This is a genomic window from Ruegeria arenilitoris (assembly GCF_013032855.1).
In the GTDB taxonomy this organism is placed as follows: Bacteria; Pseudomonadota; Alphaproteobacteria; order Rhodobacterales; family Rhodobacteraceae; genus Ruegeria; species Ruegeria arenilitoris.
This window is the reverse complement of record NZ_WQDA01000003.1, coordinates 352,597-376,106: the sequence shown is the minus strand read 5'-3', so window position 1 is coordinate 376,106 and position 23,510 is coordinate 352,597. Positions and strand designations below refer to the sequence as shown.

Here is a 23,510-nt window from a genome sequence, read left to right as displayed (position 1 = left end):
CCGGCGTCGGTTTTGGTTCGGTGGCCAAACGCACGCTCAGCCCAAGGATCGAAACATGCGCGATAGCAAATCGATGATTGCCAAAACCGCGCTGTGGATGACCGGGGCGATCGCTTCTTTCTCGTCAATGGCCGTTGCCGGGCGCGAGCTTAGCCTGACGCACGACACGTTTGAAATCATGATGTACCGCAGCATTGTCGGCGTCATCGTCGTTTCGGCCGTTTTGACGGCAACCGGCAAATGGCACCAAGTATCGACACAACGTCTGGGTCTGCACGCGGTTCGAAACTCGTTGCATTTTGCGGGCCAAAACCTGTGGTTCTACGCTGTCAGCGTCATCCCGCTGGCGCAGGTTTTTGCGTTGGAATTTACGCAACCGATATGGGTCGTACTTCTGTCTCCGCTTCTGCTGGGCGAACGCCTGACACCCACGCGGCTCATGTCGGCAATCATAGGTTTCGCAGGCATATTGATCGTCGCCCGACCCGGAGCCACACCGCTCACGCCCGGTGTTCTTGCAGCGGCCTCCTCGGCTGTTTTCTTTGCGCTTACAACGATTTCGACGAAGAAACTGACAGGGTTCGCCAGCATCGGATGCATCGTTTTCTGGCTGACTACGATGCAGGCCGCAATGGGTCTTGCTGTTGCCGGAGCGGACGGGCAGATCGTCCTGCCAACCGCTCAAAGCGCGCCCCTGTTGTTGCTGGTCGGGCTGGCCGGCCTGCTGGCCCATTTCTGCATTACAAACGCGCTTGCCATCGCTCCGGCCACGGTCGTTATTCCCTTTGATTTCGCGCGCCTGCCGACGATCGCCATTGTTGGGATGCTGCTGTATCACGAACCCCTGGATCAGTGGACCATGCTGGGCGCCGTCGTGATTTTCTCGGGCATATTCCTGAATGTCTGGTCCGAAGGCCGCGCGGGATCGGGCACTCTGGCAAAAACCACACACAAAAACTGACGTTCGGTCACTGGCAGAAACTAACGTATGGTCAGTGGTTGACGTTTTTTTAAACTCCCCGTGAATAATGGTCACAGAAATCACCGCCACTGACACTCACAAGACAATACTGTGGCGCCGGATAGTGAAAAGGGAGGAATACATGAAGAAAGCGCTGTTACAGGCGTGCGTGCTCTGTGCAGGGGCGACCGCCGCTCATGCCGGCGGTATCGACCGTAGTGGGCAAGGCATCAACATTATCTTTGAGGAAGGTTCCGTCGTACAGTTTCGCCTGGGCTACACCAACCCAAGCGTAAGCGGCACGATGCTGGGCGTTGACTCGGGCAACGTTGCAAACGACTTCTTCTCGCCTCATCTCGCGTACAAGCACGCCTTCACCGACCAACTCGACTTTGCGCTGATCTATGACGAACCGTTCGGTGCCGATATCGCCTACGGTTCGAACTACCCGCTCTCGCAGAACCCGATCCCGGGCGGTCGCACTGACGTTCTGCGCGCGAAAGCCGACACAGAGGCAATTACTGCCTTGTTGCGCTACAAGTTCGACGGCGGCTTCAGCGCCATCGGTGGTCTGCGTATTCAGCGGCTCAGCGCTGACGTTGCCGTGCCGGCGGCGGCTGGTTACGAGGTGAATGCCGACAAGGATACCGCGCTGGGTTACGTCGTAGGTGTGGCTTGGGAAAAGCCCGAGATCGCAGCGCGCGTGGCGCTGACCTACAACTCGAAAATTTCCCATGACCTGTCGCAAACGGAGTCGGTGAACCCAATCCCGATCCCGCCGATCCCGCCTGGAACCGTGGCGACATTCGACACTTCCAGCGAGGTCGTTTCTCCGCAATCGGTGAACCTGGACTTCCAGACCGGCGTTGCCCCCAAGACACTGCTGTTCGGATCGATCCGCTGGGTTGACTGGCCGCAAACGGTTTACGATCCCCCGAACTATCCGCCGACCAGCGCGCTGGTGGACTATGACGATCCGACCTGGACCTATTCGCTGGGTCTTGGCTACCAGTTCTCCGAACAGTTCTCGGGCGCAGTGACCCTCGGCTATGAATCGGCAACCAATGAGCCCGTTTCCAACCTGGGTCCGACCGACGGGTTCTGGAGCATCGGCCTTGGCGGCACCTACTCGATGGAACGCGCCAAGATTTCGGGCGGCGTTCGCTATACCGATCTGGGCGACGCAACCGCTGACGGTGCTGGCCCCGGGGCGCGGGCGAACTTCTCTGGAAACAGCGCGTGGAGCGTTGGTATTCAGGTGACCTACGCCCTGAACTAAGGGATACGCTCATACAGAATTGGAAAACCCCGCCCTTGTGGCGGGGTTTTTCGCATGATCCGGGTCGCTTACCGAATTGCCGAATGCAAGTATTCCGCGTGAGGCAAACAGAAACATGCAAGAAATAGCCATGACGCAACAAAAATCCCTCTCCGCCCTTGCTTGGTTCGAGCTCATTCTTCTTGGACTGATCTGGGGCGCGTCCTTCCTGGCGATCCGCGTCGCACTGGACACGATACCTGTGATGACGGCCGTGTTTCATCGCGTTTTCTGGGCCGCGCTTGCGCTTTGGGCCGTCGTTCTCCTCCGCCGAGAAACGATACCGAGGGACCCGCGTATTTGGGGCGCTTTTCTGGTCATGGGTCTGTTGAACAACGTATTGCCCTTCTCGCTGATGGCCTGGGGCCAATTGTATGTCGACACCGGTCTGACCTCGATCTTGAACGCTGCCACGGCAATCTTCGGTGTTCTGGTTGCTGCTGCGTTCTTTCCCGACGAGCGACTGACCAAACGTCGAGCCGTGGGCGTTGCGCTTGGCTTTGGCGGAGTTTCCACCGCAATCGGATTGCACAATTTCCTTGGGTTCAGCCTTCAAAGCGCTGCTCAGTTGGCCATTTTGGCGGGGACCGTATCCTATGCGCTGGCGGCTGTCTGGGCCCGTTTGCGCTTGTCAGGCCTGGCGCCGCAGGTTGCGGCGGCGGGAATGCTGAGCGGGTCAACCATCGTCATGCTGCCGGTAATGCTGGTCGTCGACGGTGTGCCGTCGTTCGACTTGCCTATGACAACTTGGCTCGCCGTAGCTTATTACGCACTCGTCGCTACGGCTGGGGCCTACTTGCTGTACTACAGGGTTCTGGCCGCAGCCGGCAGCGGCAACCTGCTGCTGGTCACCCTGATCATCCCTCCGGTCGCCATTCTGCTGGGCGCCTATGTCCGGCACGAAACCCTTGCCCCGAATGCCTTCATCGGCTTTGCGATCCTTGCATTGGGGCTATTGATCCTAAGCCGATCCCGCAGCCGAGATTGACGCCATCGCCGGGCCGATTTAGCTAGGACAAAACAAGGGACGGTTGCACATGATCTACAGCTCGGCAAAGGACTGGCGCGAAGCGGCGCGCAAAAAGGTGCTGTTTTTCGGCATGTCCGGCTTGGGCAAGACTTACGTGTCGAACATCCTTCGCGACTCGGGCGACTGGTTCCACTACTCGATCGATTATCGAATTGGCACGCGTTACATGGGTGAATACATCACCGACAACGCCAAGGCTGAGGCAATGAAGGTTCCCTTTCTGCGGGATCTGCTGCTCTCTGACTCGATCTATATCGGATCCAACATTTCGTTCGAAAACCTGACGCCGGTCGCCGCCTATCTGGGCAAGCCCGGAAACCCGGCCCTGGGTGGGCTGGCGATGCCGGAATATCGGCGTAGACAAGAGCAGTTCCGGCAGGCCGAAATCCACGCTCTGCTGGACACCGAATATTTCATTGACCGCGCTCAGCGTCTGTACGGGTACCCGCATTTCATCTGTGACACCGGCGGGTCAATCTGCGAATGGGTGGACCCTGAAAATCCTTCCGACCACGTCTTGTCGGAACTCTCGCGCCAGACCCTGATGGTCTGGATCAAGGGCGACGACGACCACACCGCCGAACTGATCCGACGGTTCGACAAGGCCCCCAAACCGATGTCTTATCAGGCCGATTTCCTGACGCGCACCTGGCAGGAATACCTTGATCAGCACGGCTGCGCCGAGGCAGAGGTCAATCCCGACGACTTCATCCGCTGGACCTATGCCCGCGCCCTGGCCCACCGTCAGCCCAGATACCAATCCATGGCTGAGAATTGGGGGGTCACTGTTACCGCCGACGCAATCGGAAAGGTGCGGGATGCGCGTGATTTCGATGAGTTGATCGAGAGCACACTTGAGACCCGCGCCGCGGCGTCCTAACTAGAACGCTTCAGAAGAAACTGGAAAAACCCGCCTCATGCCTATCAAGATTCCGTCCGACCTCCCGGCCTTTGACGTTCTGACGAAAGAGGGCGTCATGGTCATGGCCGAGGATCAGGCCGCACGGCAGGACATCCGGCCCCTGAAGATCGGGTTGCTGAACCTGATGCCGAAGAAAATCCAGACCGAAAACCAGTTTGCCCGATTGATCGGCGCGACGCCTCTGCAGATCGAGTTGTCCCTGATCCGCATGACCGAGCATCAGACCAAAAACACCGCGGCCGAACACATGGAAGAGTTCTACCGCCCCTTTCAGGACGTGAAGGACCAGAAATTTGACGGCCTGATCATCACCGGCGCCCCCATCGAGCATCTGGAGTTTCAGGACGTCACCTATTGGGACGAACTGACCGAGGTTTTCGAATGGACCCGAACCAATGTGCATTCGACCTTCGGCGTGTGCTGGGGTGGTATGGCGATGATCTATCACTTTCATGGCGTCAAAAAGTATATGTTGGACGCCAAGGCGTTTGGGTGTTTCCGGCATCGGAACCTGTCACCGGCCTCGCCTTTCCTGCGAGGCTTCTCGGATGACTGCGTGATCCCGGTCAGTCGCTGGACCGAAGTCCGTCAGGATGAAATCGACGCTGCCGAAGGGCTTGTGACCCTTCTGGGCAGCGACGAGGTCGGTCCGTGTCTTGTTGAAGATCGGCAGAACCGGGCGCTGTATATCTTCAATCACTTCGAATACGACAGTGACACCCTGAAACAGGAATACGACCGGGACGTGGCCAATGGCACTCCGATCAACGTGCCCATCAACTATTATCCCGACGATGACCCGTCCCGCACGCCTCAGAACCGGTGGCGTAGCCATGCGCATCTGCTGTATGGGAACTGGATCAACGAGATCTACCAGACCACTCCTTTCGACATGACGAAAATTGGTCATTAAGTCGTTGATATACTTGGGCCTGTTTGCGGCCCTTTTTGCGGCTTTGACGGCTTGGCTTGCCGCACGCCATGAGGCCCGGGCCGAGGCCGCGTTTCCGCCAGAGGGTCAGGTATTGGATGTCGACGGCGTTGCTGTACATGCCGTCGTCATGGGCGAAGGCCCGGATGTCGTCCTGATCCACGGGTCCAGCGGCAATACCCGGGACATGACGTTTGCTCTGGCGCCGTTGCTGGCAAAGTCCTTTCGGGTCATTGTATTCGACCGGCCGGGGCTGGGCTATTCTCAGAGCTTCTCGGCGGATGGCGAAACCATCGTTGAGCAGGCAGAAATCCTGCAGAAAGCTGCCGCGATGCTGGGGGCCGACAAACCCATCGTCGCCGGCCAAAGCTATGGCGGGTCGGTATCACTGGCCTGGGCTGTGACGCGACCTGACAACATCTCGGCTCTGGTCCTGATAGCCCCGGCCGCAGTGCCATGGGAAACTCCGCTCGATTCCTTCAACCGCATTGCCTCGACCTCCTGGGGAAATGCTCTCGTCCTGCCGTTGATCACCGCCTACGTTCCGGACTGGTACGTCAACAAGGCCCTGGATACGGTCTTTGCCCCCCAGACGGCACCCGAAGGCTATGCCGAGCATTTTGGCCCGGTCCTGACGCTCCGCCGGTCGTCGATGCATGCCAACGCAAAACAACGGGCCAACCTCCTGGACGAAGTTGCCGAACTGCAACCGCGCTACCCTGAGATATCGGTGCCCACCGAAATCGTGCATGGTACGGCAGATACGACAGTTGGTCTGGGCTGGCATTCCGAGCGGCTGATCGAACAAATCCCCGGCGCTGAGCTGATCGAACTTGAAGGCATGGGGCACATGCCGCAGGTGGTGGACGCTCCGGAAGTTGCTGCTGCGGTCGAACGTGCCGCGGAACGAGCGGGTTTGCGTTAACCCCGCCCGTAATCCATAGTAGAAACTGGATTTTATGGCGAGGCAACTCATGACCCGTGCAGCGGACCGAGCAATCAACAGCTACTTTCGGAACGACGCTCCCGAGAGCGTGCGAAAGGCCATCGAAGACGCTGAAAAAGGCGACATCCTGAACCCCAGCTACCCATATCAGGAGAGGATGAAGCGCAAGGACTATGACAAGCAGATGGAGGCCCTGCAGATCGAACTGGTCAAGATGCAGGCATGGGTCAAGGAAACCGGACAACGCATCGCGATCGTGTTCGAGGGTCGAGATGCAGCGGGCAAAGGCGGTACCATCAAGCGGTTCCGGGAAAACCTGAACCCGCGTGGCGCCCGCAATGTCGCCCTCAGCAAGCCCTCCGACGCCGAGCGCAGCCAATGGTACTTCCAGCGGTACATTCAGCACCTGCCATCGGCTGGCGAGATCGTTTTCTTCGATCGCAGCTGGTACAACCGGGGGGTCGTCGAAAACGTCTTTGGATTCTGCACCGCAGACCAGCGGGAACGCTTCTTCAGGCAGGTCATGCCACTGGAGAACGGGCTTGTTCATGACGGCATTCACCTGTTCAAATTCTGGCTCAACGTCGGGCGCGCAGAACAGCTCAGCCGGTTTCTCGCGCGCGAGAACGACCCGCTGAAACAATGGAAACTGAGCCCTATAGACATCGCCGGTCTGGGCAAATGGGATGAATACACGCAGTCGATTTCTGAAACTCTGACACGCTCCCATTCCGATCTGTGCCCTTGGACGATCATCCGTTCGGACGACAAGAAGCGTGCCCGGCTTGCGGCAATCCGGGCGATATTGTCGACCTTGGACTATGACGAAAAGGACGCCGAAGCCGTTGGAGAGCCCGACCCGATGATTTGTGGCGGACCGGAAATCTGGGATGCGTAGTCTAGGGCGCCTTTGGTCAAGCAGTGGCCCCTCCGATCATGCCCCAGGGATTGGACCTGCTGCGCCGCGTGCATTATGTCTGGTTGGTAAAAGAGCACGCAAACACAGGCAGGTGCCGGCGGAATGACCAAACGCGGCTATCACCATGGAAATCTGAAACAGGCGCTGATCGACGCCGCCCTCTCGCTGATCGAAGAAAAAGGTCCGACCGGCTTCACATTGTCTGAGGCCGCAAAACGGGCCGGCGTCACCCCAGCCGCGGTTTACCGACACTATCAGGGTCGCGAGGATCTGATCGCCGAGGCGGCCCGTCAGGGGTTCGAGATGTTCGCGGACCTCATGCAGTATGCCTATGACAAGGGGCAGCCCTCGGCGCTGGCCGCTTTCGAAGCGACCGGGCGCGCATATCTGGCGTTTGCGCGCAAGCATCCCGGCCATTACATCTCGATGTTCGAAAGCGGAATCTCGGTCAACCGGACGCCCGAGCTGGCGCTGGCCGCCAACCGTGCAAAGGAGGTTCTGGAAATGGCTGCGGCCGATCTTTCAGAACACATTCCGCCGGAAAAGCGACCACCGGCGTCTATGTTCAGCGCGCATATCTGGGCGATGAGTCATGGTGTAGTCGAGCTTTATGCCCGCAATGCGGGGGCCAGTTCGCCGTTCCCGCCCGAAGACCTTCTGGAATCCGGGATCGGCATTTACCTCAGAGGGTTGGGGCTGGTTCCGCCCGACGAATGACCGTCAAAACATCCGGCTGGCATGCGGTGCGTTCAGCCGTGAGGTGACATTGATCAGATCCATCATGCCCATCCCCTTGATGTCGACCGGACCCAAGTCCGAGACCTGGAATTCATCGATCAGTGCATATTTCATCTCTTCCGGGGCAACGATGTTCATGGGGTTTGCAAAGACCTGCAACCGCGATGCTATATTCACGGCCGGTCCGAAAACGTCATAGACGTATTTCTGGATCCCTACCACTGACCCAACGGCGGGCCCCATGCCAAGCCCGATCCTGGCCTGCCATTTGTGCGGATGACTTTCGTTGCGCCGTTCCAGATACCGCAGAAATCGGACCGCACAATGCGCAACCGCCGTGGCATGGTCGGGCGTGGCGTCGGGCATGCCTGAGACCGCAAGATAAGCGTCTCCGATCGTCTTGATCCGTTCACACCCGAACTGTTCGACGATCCGGTCGAAGGCGGTGAAGATGTCATTCAACTCGCTGAGGGTGACCGTAGGGTCGGTTTTTGCCGCAAAATCCGTAAAGCCGACGAAATCCAGCATGACCACGGAAACCTGATCATACAGCTGAGGCGTCACTACGCCGAAGGTTTTGAACTCTTCATAGACCGCACGCGGCATCAGGTTCAGCAAAAGCCGTTCGACCCTTTCCTTTTCTCTTTCCAACTCGCGGGTGTTGCGCTCGACCATGGTCGAATAGCTGTCGATCATGCTTTCCAGCTCACGAATTTTCGTGATGTTCTGACATTCGACAACCAAAACCTGCTCATCCATCCCGTTGGCCAAGGAAATCGTCACCGCGAAGATCAGCGTGCGGCGCTTGGGCTTCATCTGCAGCTCGGCCGAGTATCGCAGGCCCGATTGTTTGACGTCATCCAGTTCGCGCTGGTCGAGATCCGGCAATATATCCAAAAGTGTCTGGCCGGGCTCGGGTTTGCCGAACCATTCGGCAAATGGACCATTGTGGAACACGAAGGTCAGGTCCGAGGCCCGCAATACCGCTACACCGACCCCGATGGCACGCAGCAGATGCTCGTTGATGGCCAGGATGCTCATGCCGCATCCCGGGCAACGATGATCGCCCTCTTACCTTCGATCGCAGCCAGCGCGACCTGCACGTCATCTTCGGTCATTCCATGAAATGAAAGGGCTTCGCCGAACAGCGTAGCCATCTCGTCGAAATCATCGTGGCTGATGTTGAGGTGGCGATGCACGGCCTCGATCCGATCATCACTGAAAGACGCTGGACCACCCACCAGAGACGAAACGAACTTGGTTTGGTGATCGATCAACCGAGGCATGTCGATATCTTCGAAGTAGCCTCCGATCTCATCCGATTCCAATGCCATTTCGTAAAATGTCATCACGATCCGGCTGATGGTTTTGAACCCGCCGTATTTCTCGTAAATCGTTTGACCCACAGCAAAACCCCAACAAATCGCGCAATAACACTGCGAGGTTATATCAAATCGAGAGTTTTGTTAACGTTTATGCACTTTGCGACCGGCGCGGATGGTTGGAACCGCTTGGTTTTTCACCACTGGCACAAAGACTTCAGGACCAAGGGCGCACGATTAGATCGTCGGCACAGGGAATGAAGTCCACCATGCCGCCGCGCTGGACAAGCCGCGCCTGACCGCCCAGCTTCCATTTCAGTTTTCGGCCGGCCGACTGAAGCTCGCGCCGCAGCCGAAACCACGTGGGGCCCTTGTCCAATCCGCTGTTTGTGGCTGCGCTTTGGGTTCGTTCGCTGCTTTTGACCGGTTCGTCGATCTGCTCCTGCCGTCCCGACCAGATCATCTGGACACCAACAGCCGGAAAGCACTGAAACATGTTCCAATCCCTGCGCGGCAAGGACAGAAAATCATCGAGATGGTCAGAATATCTCTGCGACCAGGCCAACAATTTGCGGCAGCCTGCCTGTGACAGAACATAGGCCGCCGCACTTGGCGCCATTTCCAACATTGGGCGCACGCGGACATTTCCGATCCCAGTCTCCGGCCCAAAACGCAGTGACCGGGGCGAGTAATCCAATTTGACGCAATCATAGGCTTCCGGGTGGTTCAGCACTTCGGTGATCACCCGGCCAGCTTCAGAGGACATTTCCACATCATCCTCAAAGACGACAGCAGCTGGAAGGTTCCGATCGGCGATCCGTTGCCAAACCGATCTATGGCTTTCGAAACAGGCGATTTCGCTGTTCGTCAGACCCCAGCGCGTTCCCGTTCCCGCGATATATCCGTTTTGCTCCAACGCGCCCGACTGACTGGCATCCGTGGCGCTAATCCTATGCGCACCCACAAGGCCCGCCTTCAGAAACTGCGCTTCCATGAACGCCCGGCGCTCAGGCACACGGTCCAGATTGATGTAATAGACGCTGTCGCCTGCCATCTGCTGGGTTATCTGCACCGGAAGTCCTTTCGCATCGCGCGCCGCTTTATTGGCCATATCCCCAGTTGGGACCGGAAGTCCAGATTGCACAGCCGGCAGATCTACGGCCAGCGGGGTGAGCGAACTGACTGGCTAAAGCTTGTTCAGCCGATGCTTTTCCAAGATGTCGATGATGACGGATTTGGCATGCAGCCGGTGCTGGCGATGCCGGTCGCGCGCCACATCAGGTTTGCCGTCGCGGATTGCCGTATAGACCGCACGGTGATCCTCATTCGACTTGACCGGCAACGGGCGGATGAACAGGGTCGAGGCCCGCGCCCTGCGGACCTGGTCGCTCATCATGGACACGATGCTTTCCACCCGCCGGTTGCCACCCAATCGGACAAGCTCGCGGTGGAACAGGTCGTCGGCCTTGGCCCATGCCTCTAGGTCTTCGTCACTGATGGCGCGATCCATTTGGGCGATCGAGTCCGCCAACGGCTGAAGGTCTTGCTCGGAAAATCCGGCCTGGGCCGCGCGTTCGGCTGCAAGGCTCTCCAACTCGGTCAGAATGTCATAGATCTCGCGCATGTCATCCGGAGATACCGGCAGGATCCGCACCCCTTTGCGCGGCCGCATTTCCAGCAGGCCCTTGCTTTCCAACATAAGCGCTGCTTCGCGAACCGGCGTGCGCGACATCCCCAACTGCTCGGCCAGTTCGGTTTCCAGATGGTCGGTGCCGGCGGCCAACTCTCCGGTCAGGATCATCCGCCGCAAGTCCCGCACCGCGCGTTGAGTATTCGAGAGAGCCTTGCCGGTCTCGTTTTTCATTCGGCCTCCAAAACGATTTTCCTGCCCTCCGCATCAGATCTGTAGATCGCCTGTTCAATGCGGATAACGTCCAGATAGTCCGGGCCAGTATTTTCCAAATGCGTTCCATTTAGAAGACCGGATATGACATACTGCTGCAATGCGTGCACGCAATCGCCACCAAAGCCCTCCCATTTATCGGGTGCAAGCAACTGCTCTCTGCTCTGGCTGCCGAATTCCCGCAGCCCAACGGCGCCAAAACCATCCATCGTCAGCGTTCCGCCGGTGCCTTCGATCAGGGCCTCCCCCATGGTGCGGCGCAGATTGTCCGAGGCATGATCCAGGTTCCGGTTGCCATCGAATACGGCCCTCAAGCCGTTTTCGAACTCAAAGATGACATAGCCTGCGTCCTCTCCGGCAATGACCGGGTTTATCCGCCGCAGATCGGCATAAACCGAGATCGGATTGCCGAACAAGAACCGGAACGTATCGACCCAATGCACCGCCGTTTCGTGGATCAGAAAACGCGGCATTTTCTGAAAATAGGGTTGCCGATCAAGATAGGCGCGCGGCCCCTGCCCGTCGCCCGGGCGCAGCCGGAACATGGCCTGCAACGGCGTCCCGATATCCCCGCGTGTCAGGGCGTCCTTCATCACCCGATACCACGGCTGAAAGCGAAAATTCTCGTGGACAACGACGGTGGCTCCGGCATCCCGAGCATCCTGCAGAACAGCCTCTGCTTCTGCCAGAGATAGACAAAACGGTTTTTGGCACAGGATCCAACTCACACCTGCGTCCAGCGCGGCACGAATTGCGTCGGCATGACCCTCAGGCGGCAGGATTATGTCCAACAGCTGGGGAGATTCCCGGGCCAGCATCGACGGCAGATCATCATAGGCAGGCAACCCAGTGGCGGCCGCCTTCTCGAGATCGCGATCACATGCGGCGACCAGTTGAGCCTGCGGTATGCGGCGCCAGCTGCCATAGTGGAACTGGCTGAAATAGCCGGCGCCGACACAGGCGACACGAATGAACTGCTGGCTGCTCACGCCGAAAACACCCTGTCCGCCACCGCCCGCGCTGCGGCCAGCGTGTCGGCTTCTCCGCCAAGATCACGGGTCAGAATTCGGCCCTCGGATACGACGCTGTCGACTGCCGCGTGCAGCCGTTGCCCATCGCGCGACAACGCGGGGTTTTGATGCCGCAACCCAAGCCATTCCAGCATCATCGCCGCCGACTGGAACATGGCAAACGGATTGGCGATGCCTTCGCCGGCAATGTCAGGGGCGGATCCGTGACAGGGCTGGAACACCGCATGATCCAGACCAATGTCAGCCGAGGGCGCCAGCCCCAGCCCTCCCATCAGACCGGCCCCAAGGTCAGACAGGATGTCTCCGAACATGTTTTCCGTGACAAGAACATCAAATTCCCAAGGCTTCTGAACCATCCACAAGGCCGTTGCATCCACATAGGCATGATCCGCAACCAAATCCGGGTGACGCTCAGCCTCGGCATCGAACAGATCCCGAAAGAATGCAAAGGCACGGAAGACGTTGGCCTTGTCCACACAGGTGACACGACCCCGACCCTGCCCGGACGTTTTTCGGTCATGCGCCAGCTGGAAGGTAAACCGAAACAGCTTTTCGCAGACCTCTCGGGTGATCAGCAGCGTCTCGCGCGCCTCGTCCTCAGTCACTTCTCCGCACCCCTGGGTGTGAAACAGCCCCTCAGTACTTTCGCGGATCAGAACGAAGTCAATTTCCTTGCCGGGCGGCAGGGCCAACGGTGTTGCTTGCCCAGCTCTCACCCGCACAGGGCGCACCCCGGCAAACAGCCCCAGCGCCTTGCGGAGGTCGATCTGAGGTGAAATCTCGGTCCCATCCGGGTACCGAACGTCCGGCAAACCCATCGCGGACAGTAGAATGGCATCCGCCTGCCGCGCCGCATCCATTGACGTTTTCGGAAATGATTCTCCGGTTTGCGCATAGTGGGCTGCCCCGGCCGGAACCTCCCGAAACTCAAGTGTATAGTCCTCGGTCTGCTCCGACAGCTGCGCAAGGATGCTTAGCGTCGGAGCCATGATTTCCGGGCCGATCCCGTCCCCGTGGAACACTGCAATCTCTAGTTTCTCGGCCATCTGCGCCCTGCGTCCTTTTCCTGTGTTCTTGCGTTCGACCTTAAATCAATTCCGGTCGTTGACAACGCATTGTGTAACGTATACGCAATTAAATGCAACAACAAACACATCACTGCATCTGGGAGGAAAAGATGAAGTCGAAAATCGCAAGGTTGGCAGCGGCCGCCCTAATGTCGGCAGGTGCCGCAGGGCTCGTCAGCGCACAGGAATATCCGTACCGGGACATTACCACCGCCGTCGTCTGGGGCGCCGGAGGCGGTACCGACACCATCAACCGGATGATCATGGCCGAGATGGAGAAACATCTGCCGGTGTCGATCAACGTGATCAACCAGACCGGAGGCGTGGCGGGTTCAAACGGAATGGTCTACGTCATGAACCAGCCTGATGACGGCTATACGTTGGTGGGACTTTCCGAATCGAACGTGACCGCCGCCGTCCAGGGCGGCTGGGACAAAAAGTTCGACTACTGGTATCCGTTCATCGTTGGCGGCTCGCCTGATTTGATCTCGGTTCCCGCCGACAGCCCCTACAACAGCCTTGAAGAGCTGGTGGACGCGGCGAAGGCCGCGCCCGGAACCATCCCCGCGGCAGCCTCGGGTGCGGGATCCATCCACCACCTGAACCTGCTGGCCATTGAAAAGGGCTCGGGCGCCGAGTTCAAATTCGTCCCCTACAAAGGCTCAGCTCCGGGGCAAGAGGCCGCCATCGCCGGTGAAGTTGCGCTGGTCGTAACCTCGCTGGCGGAACAGGCCCCGCTGATCGAAGGCGGACAGTTGCGCCCGCTGGCGATGCTGACACCTGAAAACGCGGAAATCGCGGGAATGACCGTTCCTTCGGCCTTCGGCATCTATGACGGGCTCGACCAGTATTTGCCGCTGAAACAGGCAATCGGCTTTGCGGTCCACAATTCGGCAAGCGACGATGTAAAGGCAAAACTGGCGGATGCGTTCCAGAAAGCCATGGCCTCGCAAGCCGTGGCCGATTGGGCCGCAGCAAACAATTATGACATCGGCGGACAGTACGGACCCGAGGCGCAAAAGCTGTTCTCGACGCTGGAATCCACCTTTGCATACACCCTGCAAGATCTGGGCGCGACGACCGTCGAGCCGGCCTCTCTGGGCATCGAGAAGCCCTGAGCGACAAACGATCTTGGGGGCGCGGTTCCGCGCCCCCTTTTTGCACGGGAGGGCAAAGTTGGAAAAGGCTGAGGACATTCTGGTCCTGCGCGCACGGGATTTCTGGGCGTCGCTGGTTTTAGGGGCAACATCGGTGTTCTTCCTGTGGAAGACCATGGACATCCCCTTGTGGGGAGAAAACAAGGCAGGGGTCAGCGGTACCCAATGGTACGACTCAGCAGCCATTGTTCCGTTGTTCATCTTTGTGGGCCTGTTGTGCCTCTCGATCGCGCTGTTCGTGATTTCGGTCCGGTCCGGCGGGGCGCGGCACGCCCTTGGTGCGGCTGGCATCGGCTGGAACCCTGACGAAGCATTTCGCTTTTCCACCATTGGCCTGATCCTTCTGGCTTATGTGGGCGGGCTGGTGCCGCGCGTCGATTTCATCCTGTGTTCCGGCCTTCTGATTACCGCTCTCATATTTGGGTATTATGGCGGGCACCCGCGGCGCGCGATGATCGCCTGCGGCGCCGTTTGCCTCGCTGGGTTCACATCCTTGTTGCTCTACCCTGCTCAAGCCGACTGGAACGCCCATGCGGACGACTGGATCACGTTGGGCATTTGGGTTGCCCTGACGATCCCGGTTTTGATCAAAGCCCGGTCCGAGCGGCTTTTGCGGGTTGTTCCCTACATTGCCGTCCTCGCCCCTTTTATCCTTGTTTGCGCCATGGCCTTCGGGTTTCGCCAGAATGTTCCGGCGCGCGGTGGCCTGCTGTTTCAACAAATCGAGTACCACTACTACGTGACGCTCCGCCCGATCTGGAAAGGCTAAGACCATGGAGTTCGTCTTGTCTCAGCTGGCGGGTTTCGGCCATGCCTTTGCTGCGCTGGTCGCCGATCCGCTGACCTATCTCTATTTGGTTTTTTCGGTCTTTCTGGGCATCACATTCGGTGCCCTGCCCGGCCTGACCGCGACCCTTGCCGTGACCATTCTGACCGGGTTCTTCGGCAACAAGATCCCGCTGGATTACTCTTTGATCGCACTGCTGGGCGCATATGTGGGGGCGATTTACGGCGGGTCCTATCCCTCGATCCTGCTGAACATCCCAGGCACCGCCGCCAGCGCTGCCACCGCAATGGACGGTCACCCGCTTGCCAAGGCCGGACGCGGAGGTGAGGCGCTTGGATTGACGACGACGGCCAGTTTCATCGGGACCATTATCGGCACACTCACGCTCCTGATCTTCGTCTGGGCACTGCTGCTTGTTTCAAAGAATATCGCAAGCCCGGAAAAGGCGCTACTGGCCCTGTTCGGTATCCTTCTGTCTGGCACGCTCATGAGCGAGGACCTGGTACTCAAAGGGTGGATATCCGGTCTGATCGGGCTTGCCATGGCCATGGTCGGACTTGACCCCTTGCTGTCCGAACCCCGCTACACTTTCGGCTGGTCCTACATGCTGAGCGGGTTCCAGGTGGTGCCCGTTCTCATGGGGGCCTTCGCGATCCCTCAGATCATCGAAGGCCTGCGCCATGTCGAAGCCGGCAAGGTCATGGCTCTGAAAGGCTCGATCCTGCCAAATCTCTCGACGGTCCGCCGTCACCTGCCCACCATCGGCAGGTCCGGCGTGATCGGCACCGGCGTTGGTGCCCTGCCGGGCGTCGGCGAGGATGTTGCCGGATGGGTCAGCTACGGTGTCGGCAAAACCGTTTCGAAGGATGGGAAGAACTTCGGCAAAGGTTCACTGGACGGGCTTTTGTGTTCAGAGACAGCCAACAACGCCTGTATCGGCGGCGCACTGATCCCGCTGTTGGTACTGGGCATCCCCGGCTCGCCACCCGCGGCCGCGCTGCTGGGGGCGTTCAAAATCAACAACGTCATCCCCGGCCCCACGATCGACCCCGAAATCATCCTGCGGGTCGTGGCCATCCTGGTGCTGGCATCGTTGACGATGTTCCTGATGGGCCTTTTCACCGCGCGGGTCTTCATCAAGATTCTCAAAATCCCGCAAACTGTTTTCTTGCCCGTCGTGATGGTTCTGACCACGATTGGTTCATTCAGTGTGGGTGGCGGCATCAATGACCTTTACCTGATGCTGGGGGTCGGCTTCGTGGCGTATTTCATGAACCTGATGAAATATCCGATTGCGCCACTGGTCATCGGCGTCATCCTTGGCGGGTTGTTCGACGAGACATTCCGCCGGTCACTGTTCCTGTCGGATGGTGATCTGTCAGTATTTGTTTCTCGACCCGGAGCAGCAATTCTGCTGGTGTTGAACCTGGCGCTGATCCTCAGCCAATTGCCTCCGGTCAAACGCCTGTTCGCCCGCCTGAAAGGAGCGCCCGCCTGATGTATGCCGTCACCGTAACCTTCGAGTTGAAGCCCGGGACACGCGAGCGTTTCCTGCCTCTGATGCTGGACAACGCGCGCACGTCGTTGAGCGACGAACCCGGGTGTCTGCAATTCGACGTCTGCGCAGGCGACGATCCGGCCATCGTTTTTCTGTATGAGATCTACGCGAACGCCGACGCGTTCAGGATCCACTTGGACAGTCCGCATTTCAAGACATTTGATCTGGCGGTTTCGGATATGGTGGTCCGAAAGCAGGTCAACACGTTCTCCGAGGTCATGCGATGAACGACTGGGAAGTCTATGCCGTCAAATATGCGGACAGAAATGCCCGCACCCGCGCTGACAGCTTCATTTTGGATGACGATCACGCGGCTCCTCATGCCATGGACTACTACCTGTGGCTGCTCAGGCGCGGCACGCAGGTCATTCTGGTGGATACCGGGTATGACACCGACGAAGGGCTGAGCCGCGGACGGCCTATTGCCATGGATCCGCGTGAAGCCTTGCTGCCTTTCGGGATCGCGCCAGAGGCCATTCAGCAAGTGATCGTCACGCACCTGCACTATGACCACGCAGGGGGTCTGCACCTGTTTCCAAACGCCACGTTGCATATGCAGTCGGCCGAGATGGCCTTTGCCACGGGTCCCTGCATGTGCCACGACACTCTGCGCGCGCCATTTTCGGCCGGTCATATCTGCGAGGCGGTCAAGCGGCTTTATTCCGGCAAAGTGGTTTTCCACGACGGCGACGCCGAGTTGGCCGACGGTGTCACGGTCCACTGCATCGGCGGCCACTCCCGCGGGCTGCAATGCGTACGGGTCCGAACTGCCAGCGGCTGGATGGTTTTGGCGTCGGACGCATCGCATTACTACGAGAACTTCATGGCCCGAAAACCATTTCCCATTGTGGTCGACCTTCAGGACATGCTGGACGGCTTTGACAAGCTGCAAAGCCTCGCGTCCGCCCCCGGCCTGATCATCCCGGGCCACGATCCGCTGGTCCGGTCCGTTTTTCCCCCGGGACCAGCCGACCACATCAACCGTTTGGACACGGGGCCAATCAGAGAGATCAGACTATGAAGATCGGAGTCATTGCCGATGATTTCACCGGCGCATCCGACATTGGCCTGACCCTCGCTGAGGGCGGCATGCGCGTCAGCCAGTTTGTTGGCATCCCAAAGGGCCACACGGACCAGGATCTGGATGCGGCCGTGGTTGCGCTCAAGTCACGCACGGCCCCGGTTGACGAGGCGGTGCGCGACAGTCTGGCAGCCTGTGACTGGCTGCTATCCCAAGGTGCGCAGCAAATCGTCTTCAAGGTCTGTTCGACCTTCGACAGCACCGCAAAGGGCAATATCGGTCCGGTTCTGGATGCGCTGACGGAAAGGCTGAACGCTCCGACCACGATCGTCTGTCCGGCTTTTCCCGAAAATGGGCGCAGTGTTTACCAAGGGCACCTGTTCGTGCAGGACAAGCTGTTGAATGAAAGCGGCATGCAGAACCATCCACTGACTCCGATGACCGACCCTGATCTCCGGCGTCTGCTGGCCGCTCAGTCCGCCCGTCCGGTCCATCATGTGGCCGCCTTGTTGGTCATGCAGGGGGCTGCAGCCATTCAGTCTGCCCTGCCTGCCAAAGGTCATACGATTGTCGACGCGATCCGCGACGCAGACCTGCTGGAAATCGGCAAGGCTGCCCGCGATACCCTGCTCCTTTGCGGCGGGTCCGGGATCGCGCTTGGGTTGCCAGAAAATTTTGGCTTCAAACCGCGACACCCACAGTGGGACGGAGTGTCCGGGCCCGGCATTGTGCTGTCAGGATCCTGCAGCCGCGCCACCCGAGAGCAAGTCTCGCGCTACCGGGACATCGCCCCACACCGCGAGGTCACCGCGCGGGAGGCGGTCAGCGGCTCGATCTCGGTGGAAGAATTGGTCAACTGGGCGCTCGAGCAGAAACAACCGCCGCTGATCTACTCTTCGGCCGATCCACAAGTCGTGAGGCAAGCACAGGACTGCTTCGGCAAGGAAAAGGCATCTGCAGCGATCGAAAACCTGTTCTCCGATCTCTCCCGCAGCCTGCGGGCCGCGGGCTTCCGACGGATGGTCATTGCTGGGGGTGAGACTTCGGGCGCGGTTGTCCAGGGTCTGCGCGCGCAGCAGTTGCAGATCGGCCCCCGCTTGGCCGCCGGCGTTCCCATGGTACTCCTGCCCGGCACCCCGTCCATTGCACTGGCTCTGAAATCGGGCAATTTCGGCGGCCCCGATTTCTTTGCGGACGCCTTGAACAGAATGGAGCAACAACAATGAGCGAGGCGGCGAAGCTGCGGGAAGAAATCTGTCTGCTTGCAAAGTCGATGTTCGACCGGGGACTGACCTGCGGTGCGTCGGGCAACATCTCGGCCCGGCTGACCGACGGAACGATCCTGGTTACGCCGACCGGCAGTTCGATGGGGTTTCTCGACCCGGCGCGGATCAGCCATCTGGATGCCCGGTTTCAGCACATTGATGGCGACTTACCGACCAAGGAAGTCCCACTGCACTCGGCCTTCTACGACACAAGGCAGCAGACCGGGGCTGTGGTCCACCTCCACTCGACGCATTCGGTGGCCTGGTCCATGCTTCCCGAAGTTGACCCCGAGGACGTTCTGCCGCCGCTGACCCCGTATTCAATCATGCGGGTCGGTCGGGTGAAATTGCTGCCATTCTTCCTGCCCGGCGACCCTGAAATGGGCAATGCGGTCCGGGGACTGGCTGGACAGCGCAGCGCGGTGCTGCTGGCCAATCACGGCCCTGTGGTTGCCGGCAAAGACATCTGGGCGGCCAGTTTCGCAATGGAAGAACTGGAGGAAACCGCAAAACTCGCCCTGCTGACCCGAGGGCTGAACCCTCGCCAGCTAAGCGCCGAACAAATTTCAGCCCTGTACGACATGACAGGCCACAGCAAGTAGCCGGTTCGAATACCCGCTGCTCTGACAACACGCTTTGCGATCCAATCGGCCGGATTTCGGATATTGTCGCCAGCTTTTGCGTCCATTTCTGGCAATGATCATCTCAAGCTTGCTCAATTACCCTGCGTAAATTACCATTTTCGGCGGGGGACTGTGTCGTTGAATGGTTCAAAGCTGCTTTTTGTGCAGGCAGGGTTCGGTCCGGGTGGTGCGGAAAAAGTCATCGCCATGTTGTCGAACCATTTCGTAGAACGCGGTTGCGAGGTTCACGCAACGGCGTTCAGCATGCCGGAAAACGGTCCCTATTTTTCGATGAACGAAAAAGTGCGGACCAGCGCGCTGTCCGGCAGGCGCGGACAGTTCAATAGGATCACGCACGTCCGTTCCGTCATTCGCGAACTACGACCCGATGTCGTGATTTCGTTTCTGACCAAAGTGAATGTAATCACCTTGATCGCCACACTGGACTCCAAGCTGCCGGTCATCATTTCGGAACGGAACAACCCACGTCTGCAGGACGCACACCCCGGATGGGCGCGACTGCAATCCGTTCTGGGCCGAAGGTCGAAGGCTGTCGTTGCATTGACGCAAAAAGGTCTGGCGGATCTGCCCGGCCCGCTCCGCCGTCGCGGTCGGGTCATACCGAACCCGATCGAGCCTTTCACACGCGCGCAGGTGTCGAACTCCGAAAAAGCGCGTCACCTGGTCTCGGTCGGTCGCCTGGTGCCGCAGAAAGGTTTTCACCTTCTTCTGGAAACCATGGCCAGGATCCATGCCGCGTGCCCATGGACCACCCTGACGATCTACGGTGAAGGTCCCGAGCGTCCCGCACTCGAGCAATTGCGCAAGTCGCTGGGTCTTGAGGGCTGCGTTCATTTGCCAGGCAACACGGCCCGGGTCGGCGACTGGGCCAACGACGCCGATATCGTGGTTGGGTCTTCGCTGTATGAAGGGTTTCACAATGTTGTCGCCGAAGCCGTCGTCAGCGGGATCCCGGTCGTCTCATTCGATTGTGACTATGGTCCGTCCGAATTCATCCGCCACGGACGAAATGGTTATCTGGTACCGACCGGCGACGTCACCGGATTGGCAGAAGCCGCCATTCGTCTGATCAATGACCCGACGGCCCGCGCAGGAATGGCAAACGAATCCGATGAGTTAAGGGCGCTTCTTTCTCCAGAGAGGGTCTACTCCGCGTGGGAGAACGTCGTCGCGGACGCAGTTGCGCGGAACGGTCGTATGATCTGACGAGACCCGACACGGACGACCATCCGATCATACCAAATCCTGAGCAGGGACAGGCTGATTTTGGCCTGCCCTCAACCCTGCTTTTGTTAATTTTCATTATTGAAAATTTATCCGTTGTAGTTATTTGTCAAAAATGACAATAAAGGAACCCCAATGCCCCGGCCTACGCTCAAAGACCAACGATCCGCTGAAATACTCGATGCCTACCTGACCTGTGTGGCCCGTTTCGGATTGGAAGGCGCAACACAAGAACGCATCGCGGCGGAGGCTGGTGTCAAACGGCCCTTGTTGCGCCACTACTTGGGAAACCGGGATGACATGACGGCGGCATTGGCAGACCACGTGATCAACGCTTTTGCCGAAGTGACAGAGGCGGTCTCGGTTCACTTCGGGTCGCAGGGTGAGCCATCTGAGTTGATTGATGCCCTGTTTGACGACGGGCACGGCCATGATCCCCGGCTGATGCTGGCTTGGCAGGCTTTGGCAACGGCCGCAGAACGCATTCCTGACCTGGGCCCCAAACTGACCCAAAGCTACGCCGACTTTCTGGCCGTCATCGAAGGCAATCTGGCCCGCGCCTATCCATCGGCACCTCCCGAACGCATTCGGGCCGTCGCCCATGGAGTAACCGCTTGCGCTCAGAACATCGACGCGCTTGTCCCGATTTCACCGCCAGCTCAGTGGCGCGACGATCTGAAAGCGGCGGCGCTGGCGTTGCTTGCAAGCTTGGAGAGTGACGCATGATCAATCTCCCCAGACTGATCAACTACGCAGCCCTACCCGTTCTTTTGGTGGCCACATGGCTGGGGCTCCAATGGCCCTGGGGGCTGGTATTCCTCTGGTGGGCCATACCGTCGATCCGTAGCGGCCAAGCTTTCCTGATCGATACCGTCAACCGCGAAACCGATCCACTCCTGTTCTGGACCGTTACTGTTCTTTGGATGGTCTTCGGCGGCCTGATGGTTGCCGCCGACATCGCACCGGCCGACTATCCGGCCTGACTGGTCTGAGAGGTTTTCATGACACGAATGTATCACCGGCTTCCCGCCTCTGCCTATACAGCGCAGGACTGGTACGGCCGCGAGCAAAAACTGATCTTCTCTCGCACCTGGCGATATGCCGGGTTTGCCGAGGATGTACCCGAGCCCGGACATTACATCTCGGTCCAGGCAGGTTTGCACAACATCTTCGTCGTAATGGGGCGCGACCGTCGGCTGCGGGCGTTCCACAACATCTGCCGTCACCGCGGAACCCAATTGATCCGTGCAGTGGGCAAAACACAGAAGGCACTGACCTGCCCCTATCACGATTGGACCTACGATCTGGAAGGCAACCTGATCTCGGTCCCGGATGAAAACCGCGAATATCCTGACGGCATCGACAAATCTTGCCTCGGGTTGAAACCCGCAAGCGTCGATCTCTGGCGCGGGATGATCTTCGTGCACCCTAACCCGCAGGCGCCGAGCCTTGCGGAGTGGTTCGGGCCCGTGGATCCGTTGCTGGGCCCGCACAAGCCCGAAGAATTGGTCGAATACGGCGAAGCCCGCCAAAGCTATGAGATCCGCGCCAACTGGAAGATCGTGGTTGAGAACTACATCGACGTCTTCCACCTGAGCCACCTGCATTCGAACACGCTTCACATGTATGACCACGGTCGCGCCGAATACGGCTGGAAAGGTCCACACTATCATTTTTGGGAGCCGCCCGCGTCAGACTATGCCCGCGCGCTCGAGAAAAACCTGCCCACTCCGCGGGTAATCCCGAAACCGCATGTTGGCGCCTGGGTGCCGATGCTGTTTCCGGGCATTGGCCTGGCAGGCAGTGAAGACAGCTGGAACATCTTCATCATCACGCCGCTTGCGCCCGACCGAACACGCGTGGAAAACCGCACCCGATTGGCCAGCGCGTCGGCTTGGGAGTACTCGCGGCAGCAATGGTCATCTTATGCGTTCTGGCGTGACTTCGGTGGCCCGAAATACAAAAGCGACGATGCGTTGGGCAAAGATGACCCGATGGCATCGGGCGATTTCACGGCCGAAGATGTCTATGCCTGCGAACAGCAACAGAAATCCTTGGCAAGCCCGTTGTTTGAAGTCGGCCCCGCCTCTGTCGGAGAAGGCCCGGTTTTGCAGCATCAGCAAGTTGTTATGGACTTCATGACGAAAGCTGAGGCCGAGACATGACCAGGCCCAAAACACTCTCCCCAAACGCCATCCCTGGGCCGGCACCAATCATCCCGCGCCCAACTGCCCAGAACCCAAAGGTCATCCTGTGAGACTTCGCATTCTTGCCAGCTTGGTTGGGATCGCCCTGGCAGGCGGACTGGCTCTCGCCGCGTCCGGCAGCGACCCGAAGGCGGTTGCCGAACGTCAGCTATCTGTCCCCAACTCTCAGATCGCGTGGAGCGACTGGGATCCCGAAGCGATCCACACGATCACCGTAAAATATGGTCAGGGCCAGCCGGATGATCACTTTAGCTATTCGGTGGCCGATTGGGCCCAGCGAAAGGGCGACCCCGGCTTTGAACCTGTCCCAGAGCTGCAGGGGTATGTGGAAACAGAGCGCTCACCCCCGCGGATCGTGATCACGGAAGAGCCGGGCAGCGCCACGGCAACAGCGGTCACCACAGTCAAGTACGACTGGCAGGGTCACGCAGGTACGATGGCTCAAACCGACCGCTTTTCGCTGACGTGCAAAGGCCGAAAATGGGTGATCCGCGCACTGCACACCACCATGGATTATCGCTGACTGAAGATGGCCGTCTTTTGCTCAGGAAGGGACCAC

26 protein-coding genes are annotated in these 23,510 nt (G+C 58.9%); 20 read left to right on the top strand and 6 right to left on the bottom strand.

Going from position 1 to position 23,510, the window contains the following annotated elements:
- The first annotated feature begins 55 nt into the window (after positions 1 to 55).
- The 8 genes from GOW72_RS11990 (at position 56) to GOW72_RS11955 (ending at position 7,744) form a co-directional block, all read left to right on the top strand.
- Positions 56 to 961, top strand: a complete 906-nt coding sequence (locus GOW72_RS11990; protein WP_170367010.1) for a DMT family transporter — start codon at positions 56 to 58, stop codon at positions 959 to 961.
- Positions 962 to 1,103: 142 nt separating this feature from the next.
- Positions 1,104 to 2,240, top strand: a complete 1,137-nt coding sequence (locus GOW72_RS11985) for an OmpP1/FadL family transporter (RefSeq protein WP_170339445.1) — start codon at positions 1,104 to 1,106, stop codon at positions 2,238 to 2,240.
- Positions 2,241 to 2,370: 130 nt separating this feature from the next.
- Positions 2,371 to 3,267, top strand: a complete 897-nt coding sequence (locus GOW72_RS11980; RefSeq protein WP_170367009.1) for a DMT family transporter — start codon at positions 2,371 to 2,373, stop codon at positions 3,265 to 3,267.
- Positions 3,268 to 3,316: 49 nt separating this feature from the next.
- Positions 3,317 to 4,189 carry an ATPase gene (locus tag GOW72_RS11975; protein WP_170367008.1) on the top strand — a complete coding sequence of 291 codons (873 nt, stop codon included), beginning with the start codon at positions 3,317 to 3,319 and terminating at the stop codon, positions 4,187 to 4,189.
- Positions 4,190 to 4,226: 37 nt separating this feature from the next.
- Positions 4,227 to 5,144: a homoserine O-acetyltransferase MetA gene (gene metA, locus GOW72_RS11970; RefSeq protein WP_093961900.1), complete on the top strand. Its 918-nt coding sequence runs from the start codon at positions 4,227 to 4,229 to the stop codon at positions 5,142 to 5,144.
- A gap of 43 nt (positions 5,145 to 5,187) precedes the next feature.
- Positions 5,188 to 6,087: an alpha/beta fold hydrolase gene (locus GOW72_RS11965; RefSeq protein WP_244952406.1), complete on the top strand. Its 900-nt coding sequence runs from the start codon at positions 5,188 to 5,190 to the stop codon at positions 6,085 to 6,087.
- Positions 6,088 to 6,136: 49 nt separating this feature from the next.
- Complete coding sequence (gene ppk2, locus GOW72_RS11960) at positions 6,137 to 7,006, top strand: polyphosphate kinase 2 (protein ID WP_170367006.1); 870 nt, start codon at positions 6,137 to 6,139, stop codon at positions 7,004 to 7,006.
- A 123-nt stretch (positions 7,007 to 7,129) separates the two neighbouring features.
- Positions 7,130 to 7,744, top strand: a complete 615-nt coding sequence (locus GOW72_RS11955) for a TetR/AcrR family transcriptional regulator (RefSeq protein WP_093961897.1) — start codon at positions 7,130 to 7,132, stop codon at positions 7,742 to 7,744.
- Positions 7,745 to 7,747: 3 nt separating this feature from the next.
- Here the strand turns inward: GOW72_RS11955 and GOW72_RS11950 are convergent, their stop codons facing one another.
- The 6 genes from GOW72_RS11950 to GOW72_RS11925 all read right to left on the bottom strand — a co-directional run bounded on the left by GOW72_RS11950 (position 7,748) and on the right by GOW72_RS11925 (position 13,067).
- Positions 7,748 to 8,806: an adenylate/guanylate cyclase domain-containing protein gene (locus GOW72_RS11950; protein ID WP_093961896.1), complete on the bottom strand. Its 1,059-nt coding sequence runs from the start codon at positions 8,804 to 8,806 to the stop codon at positions 7,748 to 7,750.
- Entirely contained in the window at positions 8,803 to 9,171 is a 369-nt protein-coding gene (locus tag GOW72_RS11945) for a globin domain-containing protein (RefSeq protein ID WP_170367005.1), read from the bottom strand. Before GOW72_RS11945 ends, GOW72_RS11950 begins: the two co-directional genes overlap by 4 nt.
- Positions 9,172 to 9,304: 133 nt before the next feature.
- Entirely contained in the window at positions 9,305 to 10,159 is an 855-nt protein-coding gene (locus GOW72_RS11940; protein ID WP_170367004.1) for a glycosyltransferase family 25 protein, read from the bottom strand.
- Positions 10,160 to 10,273: 114 nt separating this feature from the next.
- Complete coding sequence (locus GOW72_RS11935; protein WP_170367003.1) at positions 10,274 to 10,951, bottom strand: GntR family transcriptional regulator; 678 nt, start codon at positions 10,949 to 10,951, stop codon at positions 10,274 to 10,276.
- Positions 10,948 to 11,979 (bottom strand): Gfo/Idh/MocA family oxidoreductase, encoded by a 1,032-nt coding sequence (locus tag GOW72_RS11930; protein WP_170367002.1) that lies wholly within the window; start codon positions 11,977 to 11,979, stop codon positions 10,948 to 10,950. Before GOW72_RS11930 ends, GOW72_RS11935 begins: the two co-directional genes overlap by 4 nt.
- Positions 11,976 to 13,067 carry an isocitrate/isopropylmalate dehydrogenase family protein gene (locus GOW72_RS11925; protein WP_170367001.1) on the bottom strand — a complete coding sequence of 364 codons (1,092 nt, stop codon included), beginning with the start codon at positions 13,065 to 13,067 and terminating at the stop codon, positions 11,976 to 11,978. The genes GOW72_RS11930 and GOW72_RS11925 overlap by 4 nt, the downstream gene beginning before the upstream one ends.
- Before the next feature lie 131 nt (positions 13,068 to 13,198).
- Between GOW72_RS11925 and GOW72_RS11920 the strand changes: the two genes are divergently transcribed.
- From GOW72_RS11920 to GOW72_RS11865, 12 genes are all read left to right on the top strand, one after another.
- Positions 13,199 to 14,206 carry a Bug family tripartite tricarboxylate transporter substrate binding protein gene (locus tag GOW72_RS11920; RefSeq protein ID WP_170367000.1) on the top strand — a complete coding sequence of 336 codons (1,008 nt, stop codon included), beginning with the start codon at positions 13,199 to 13,201 and terminating at the stop codon, positions 14,204 to 14,206.
- A gap of 58 nt (positions 14,207 to 14,264) precedes the next feature.
- Positions 14,265 to 15,014 (top strand): hypothetical protein, encoded by a 750-nt coding sequence (locus tag GOW72_RS11915; protein WP_170366999.1) that lies wholly within the window; start codon positions 14,265 to 14,267, stop codon positions 15,012 to 15,014.
- 4 nt (positions 15,015 to 15,018) lie between these two features.
- On the top strand, positions 15,019 to 16,530 hold the full coding sequence (locus GOW72_RS11910) for a tripartite tricarboxylate transporter permease (protein ID WP_170357619.1): 1,512 nt from the start codon (positions 15,019 to 15,021) through the stop codon (positions 16,528 to 16,530).
- Positions 16,530 to 16,817 carry a putative quinol monooxygenase gene (locus GOW72_RS11905; protein WP_170357618.1) on the top strand — a complete coding sequence of 96 codons (288 nt, stop codon included), beginning with the start codon at positions 16,530 to 16,532 and terminating at the stop codon, positions 16,815 to 16,817. The genes GOW72_RS11910 and GOW72_RS11905 overlap by 1 nt, the downstream gene beginning before the upstream one ends.
- Positions 16,814 to 17,611 carry an N-acyl homoserine lactonase family protein gene (locus tag GOW72_RS11900; RefSeq protein WP_170366998.1) on the top strand — a complete coding sequence of 266 codons (798 nt, stop codon included), beginning with the start codon at positions 16,814 to 16,816 and terminating at the stop codon, positions 17,609 to 17,611. The genes GOW72_RS11905 and GOW72_RS11900 overlap by 4 nt, the downstream gene beginning before the upstream one ends.
- A complete protein-coding gene (otnK, locus tag GOW72_RS11895) occupies positions 17,608 to 18,837 on the top strand; it encodes a 3-oxo-tetronate kinase (RefSeq protein ID WP_170366997.1) in 1,230 nt (409 codons plus the stop codon). The genes GOW72_RS11900 and otnK overlap by 4 nt, the downstream gene beginning before the upstream one ends.
- Positions 18,834 to 19,478 carry a 3-oxo-tetronate 4-phosphate decarboxylase gene (gene otnC, locus GOW72_RS11890; RefSeq protein ID WP_170366996.1) on the top strand — a complete coding sequence of 215 codons (645 nt, stop codon included), beginning with the start codon at positions 18,834 to 18,836 and terminating at the stop codon, positions 19,476 to 19,478. Before otnK ends, otnC begins: the two co-directional genes overlap by 4 nt.
- Before the next feature lie 159 nt (positions 19,479 to 19,637).
- Positions 19,638 to 20,726, top strand: coding sequence for a glycosyltransferase family 4 protein (locus GOW72_RS11885; RefSeq protein WP_170366995.1), 1,089 nt, complete (start codon positions 19,638 to 19,640; stop codon positions 20,724 to 20,726).
- Between the two features lie 153 nt (positions 20,727 to 20,879).
- Positions 20,880 to 21,470, top strand: coding sequence for a TetR/AcrR family transcriptional regulator (locus GOW72_RS11880; RefSeq protein WP_170366994.1), 591 nt, complete (start codon positions 20,880 to 20,882; stop codon positions 21,468 to 21,470).
- Positions 21,467 to 21,727: a hypothetical protein gene (locus tag GOW72_RS11875; protein WP_170366993.1), complete on the top strand. Its 261-nt coding sequence runs from the start codon at positions 21,467 to 21,469 to the stop codon at positions 21,725 to 21,727. Before GOW72_RS11880 ends, GOW72_RS11875 begins: the two co-directional genes overlap by 4 nt.
- Before the next feature lie 18 nt (positions 21,728 to 21,745).
- The gene (locus GOW72_RS11870) at positions 21,746 to 22,909 is read left to right on the top strand and encodes an aromatic ring-hydroxylating oxygenase subunit alpha (protein WP_170366992.1); all 1,164 of its coding nucleotides are present in this window, start codon (positions 21,746 to 21,748) and stop codon (positions 22,907 to 22,909) included.
- Between the two features lie 88 nt (positions 22,910 to 22,997).
- Positions 22,998 to 23,474: a hypothetical protein gene (locus GOW72_RS11865; RefSeq protein ID WP_170366991.1), complete on the top strand. Its 477-nt coding sequence runs from the start codon at positions 22,998 to 23,000 to the stop codon at positions 23,472 to 23,474.
- Positions 23,475 to 23,510 lie beyond the last annotated feature (36 nt).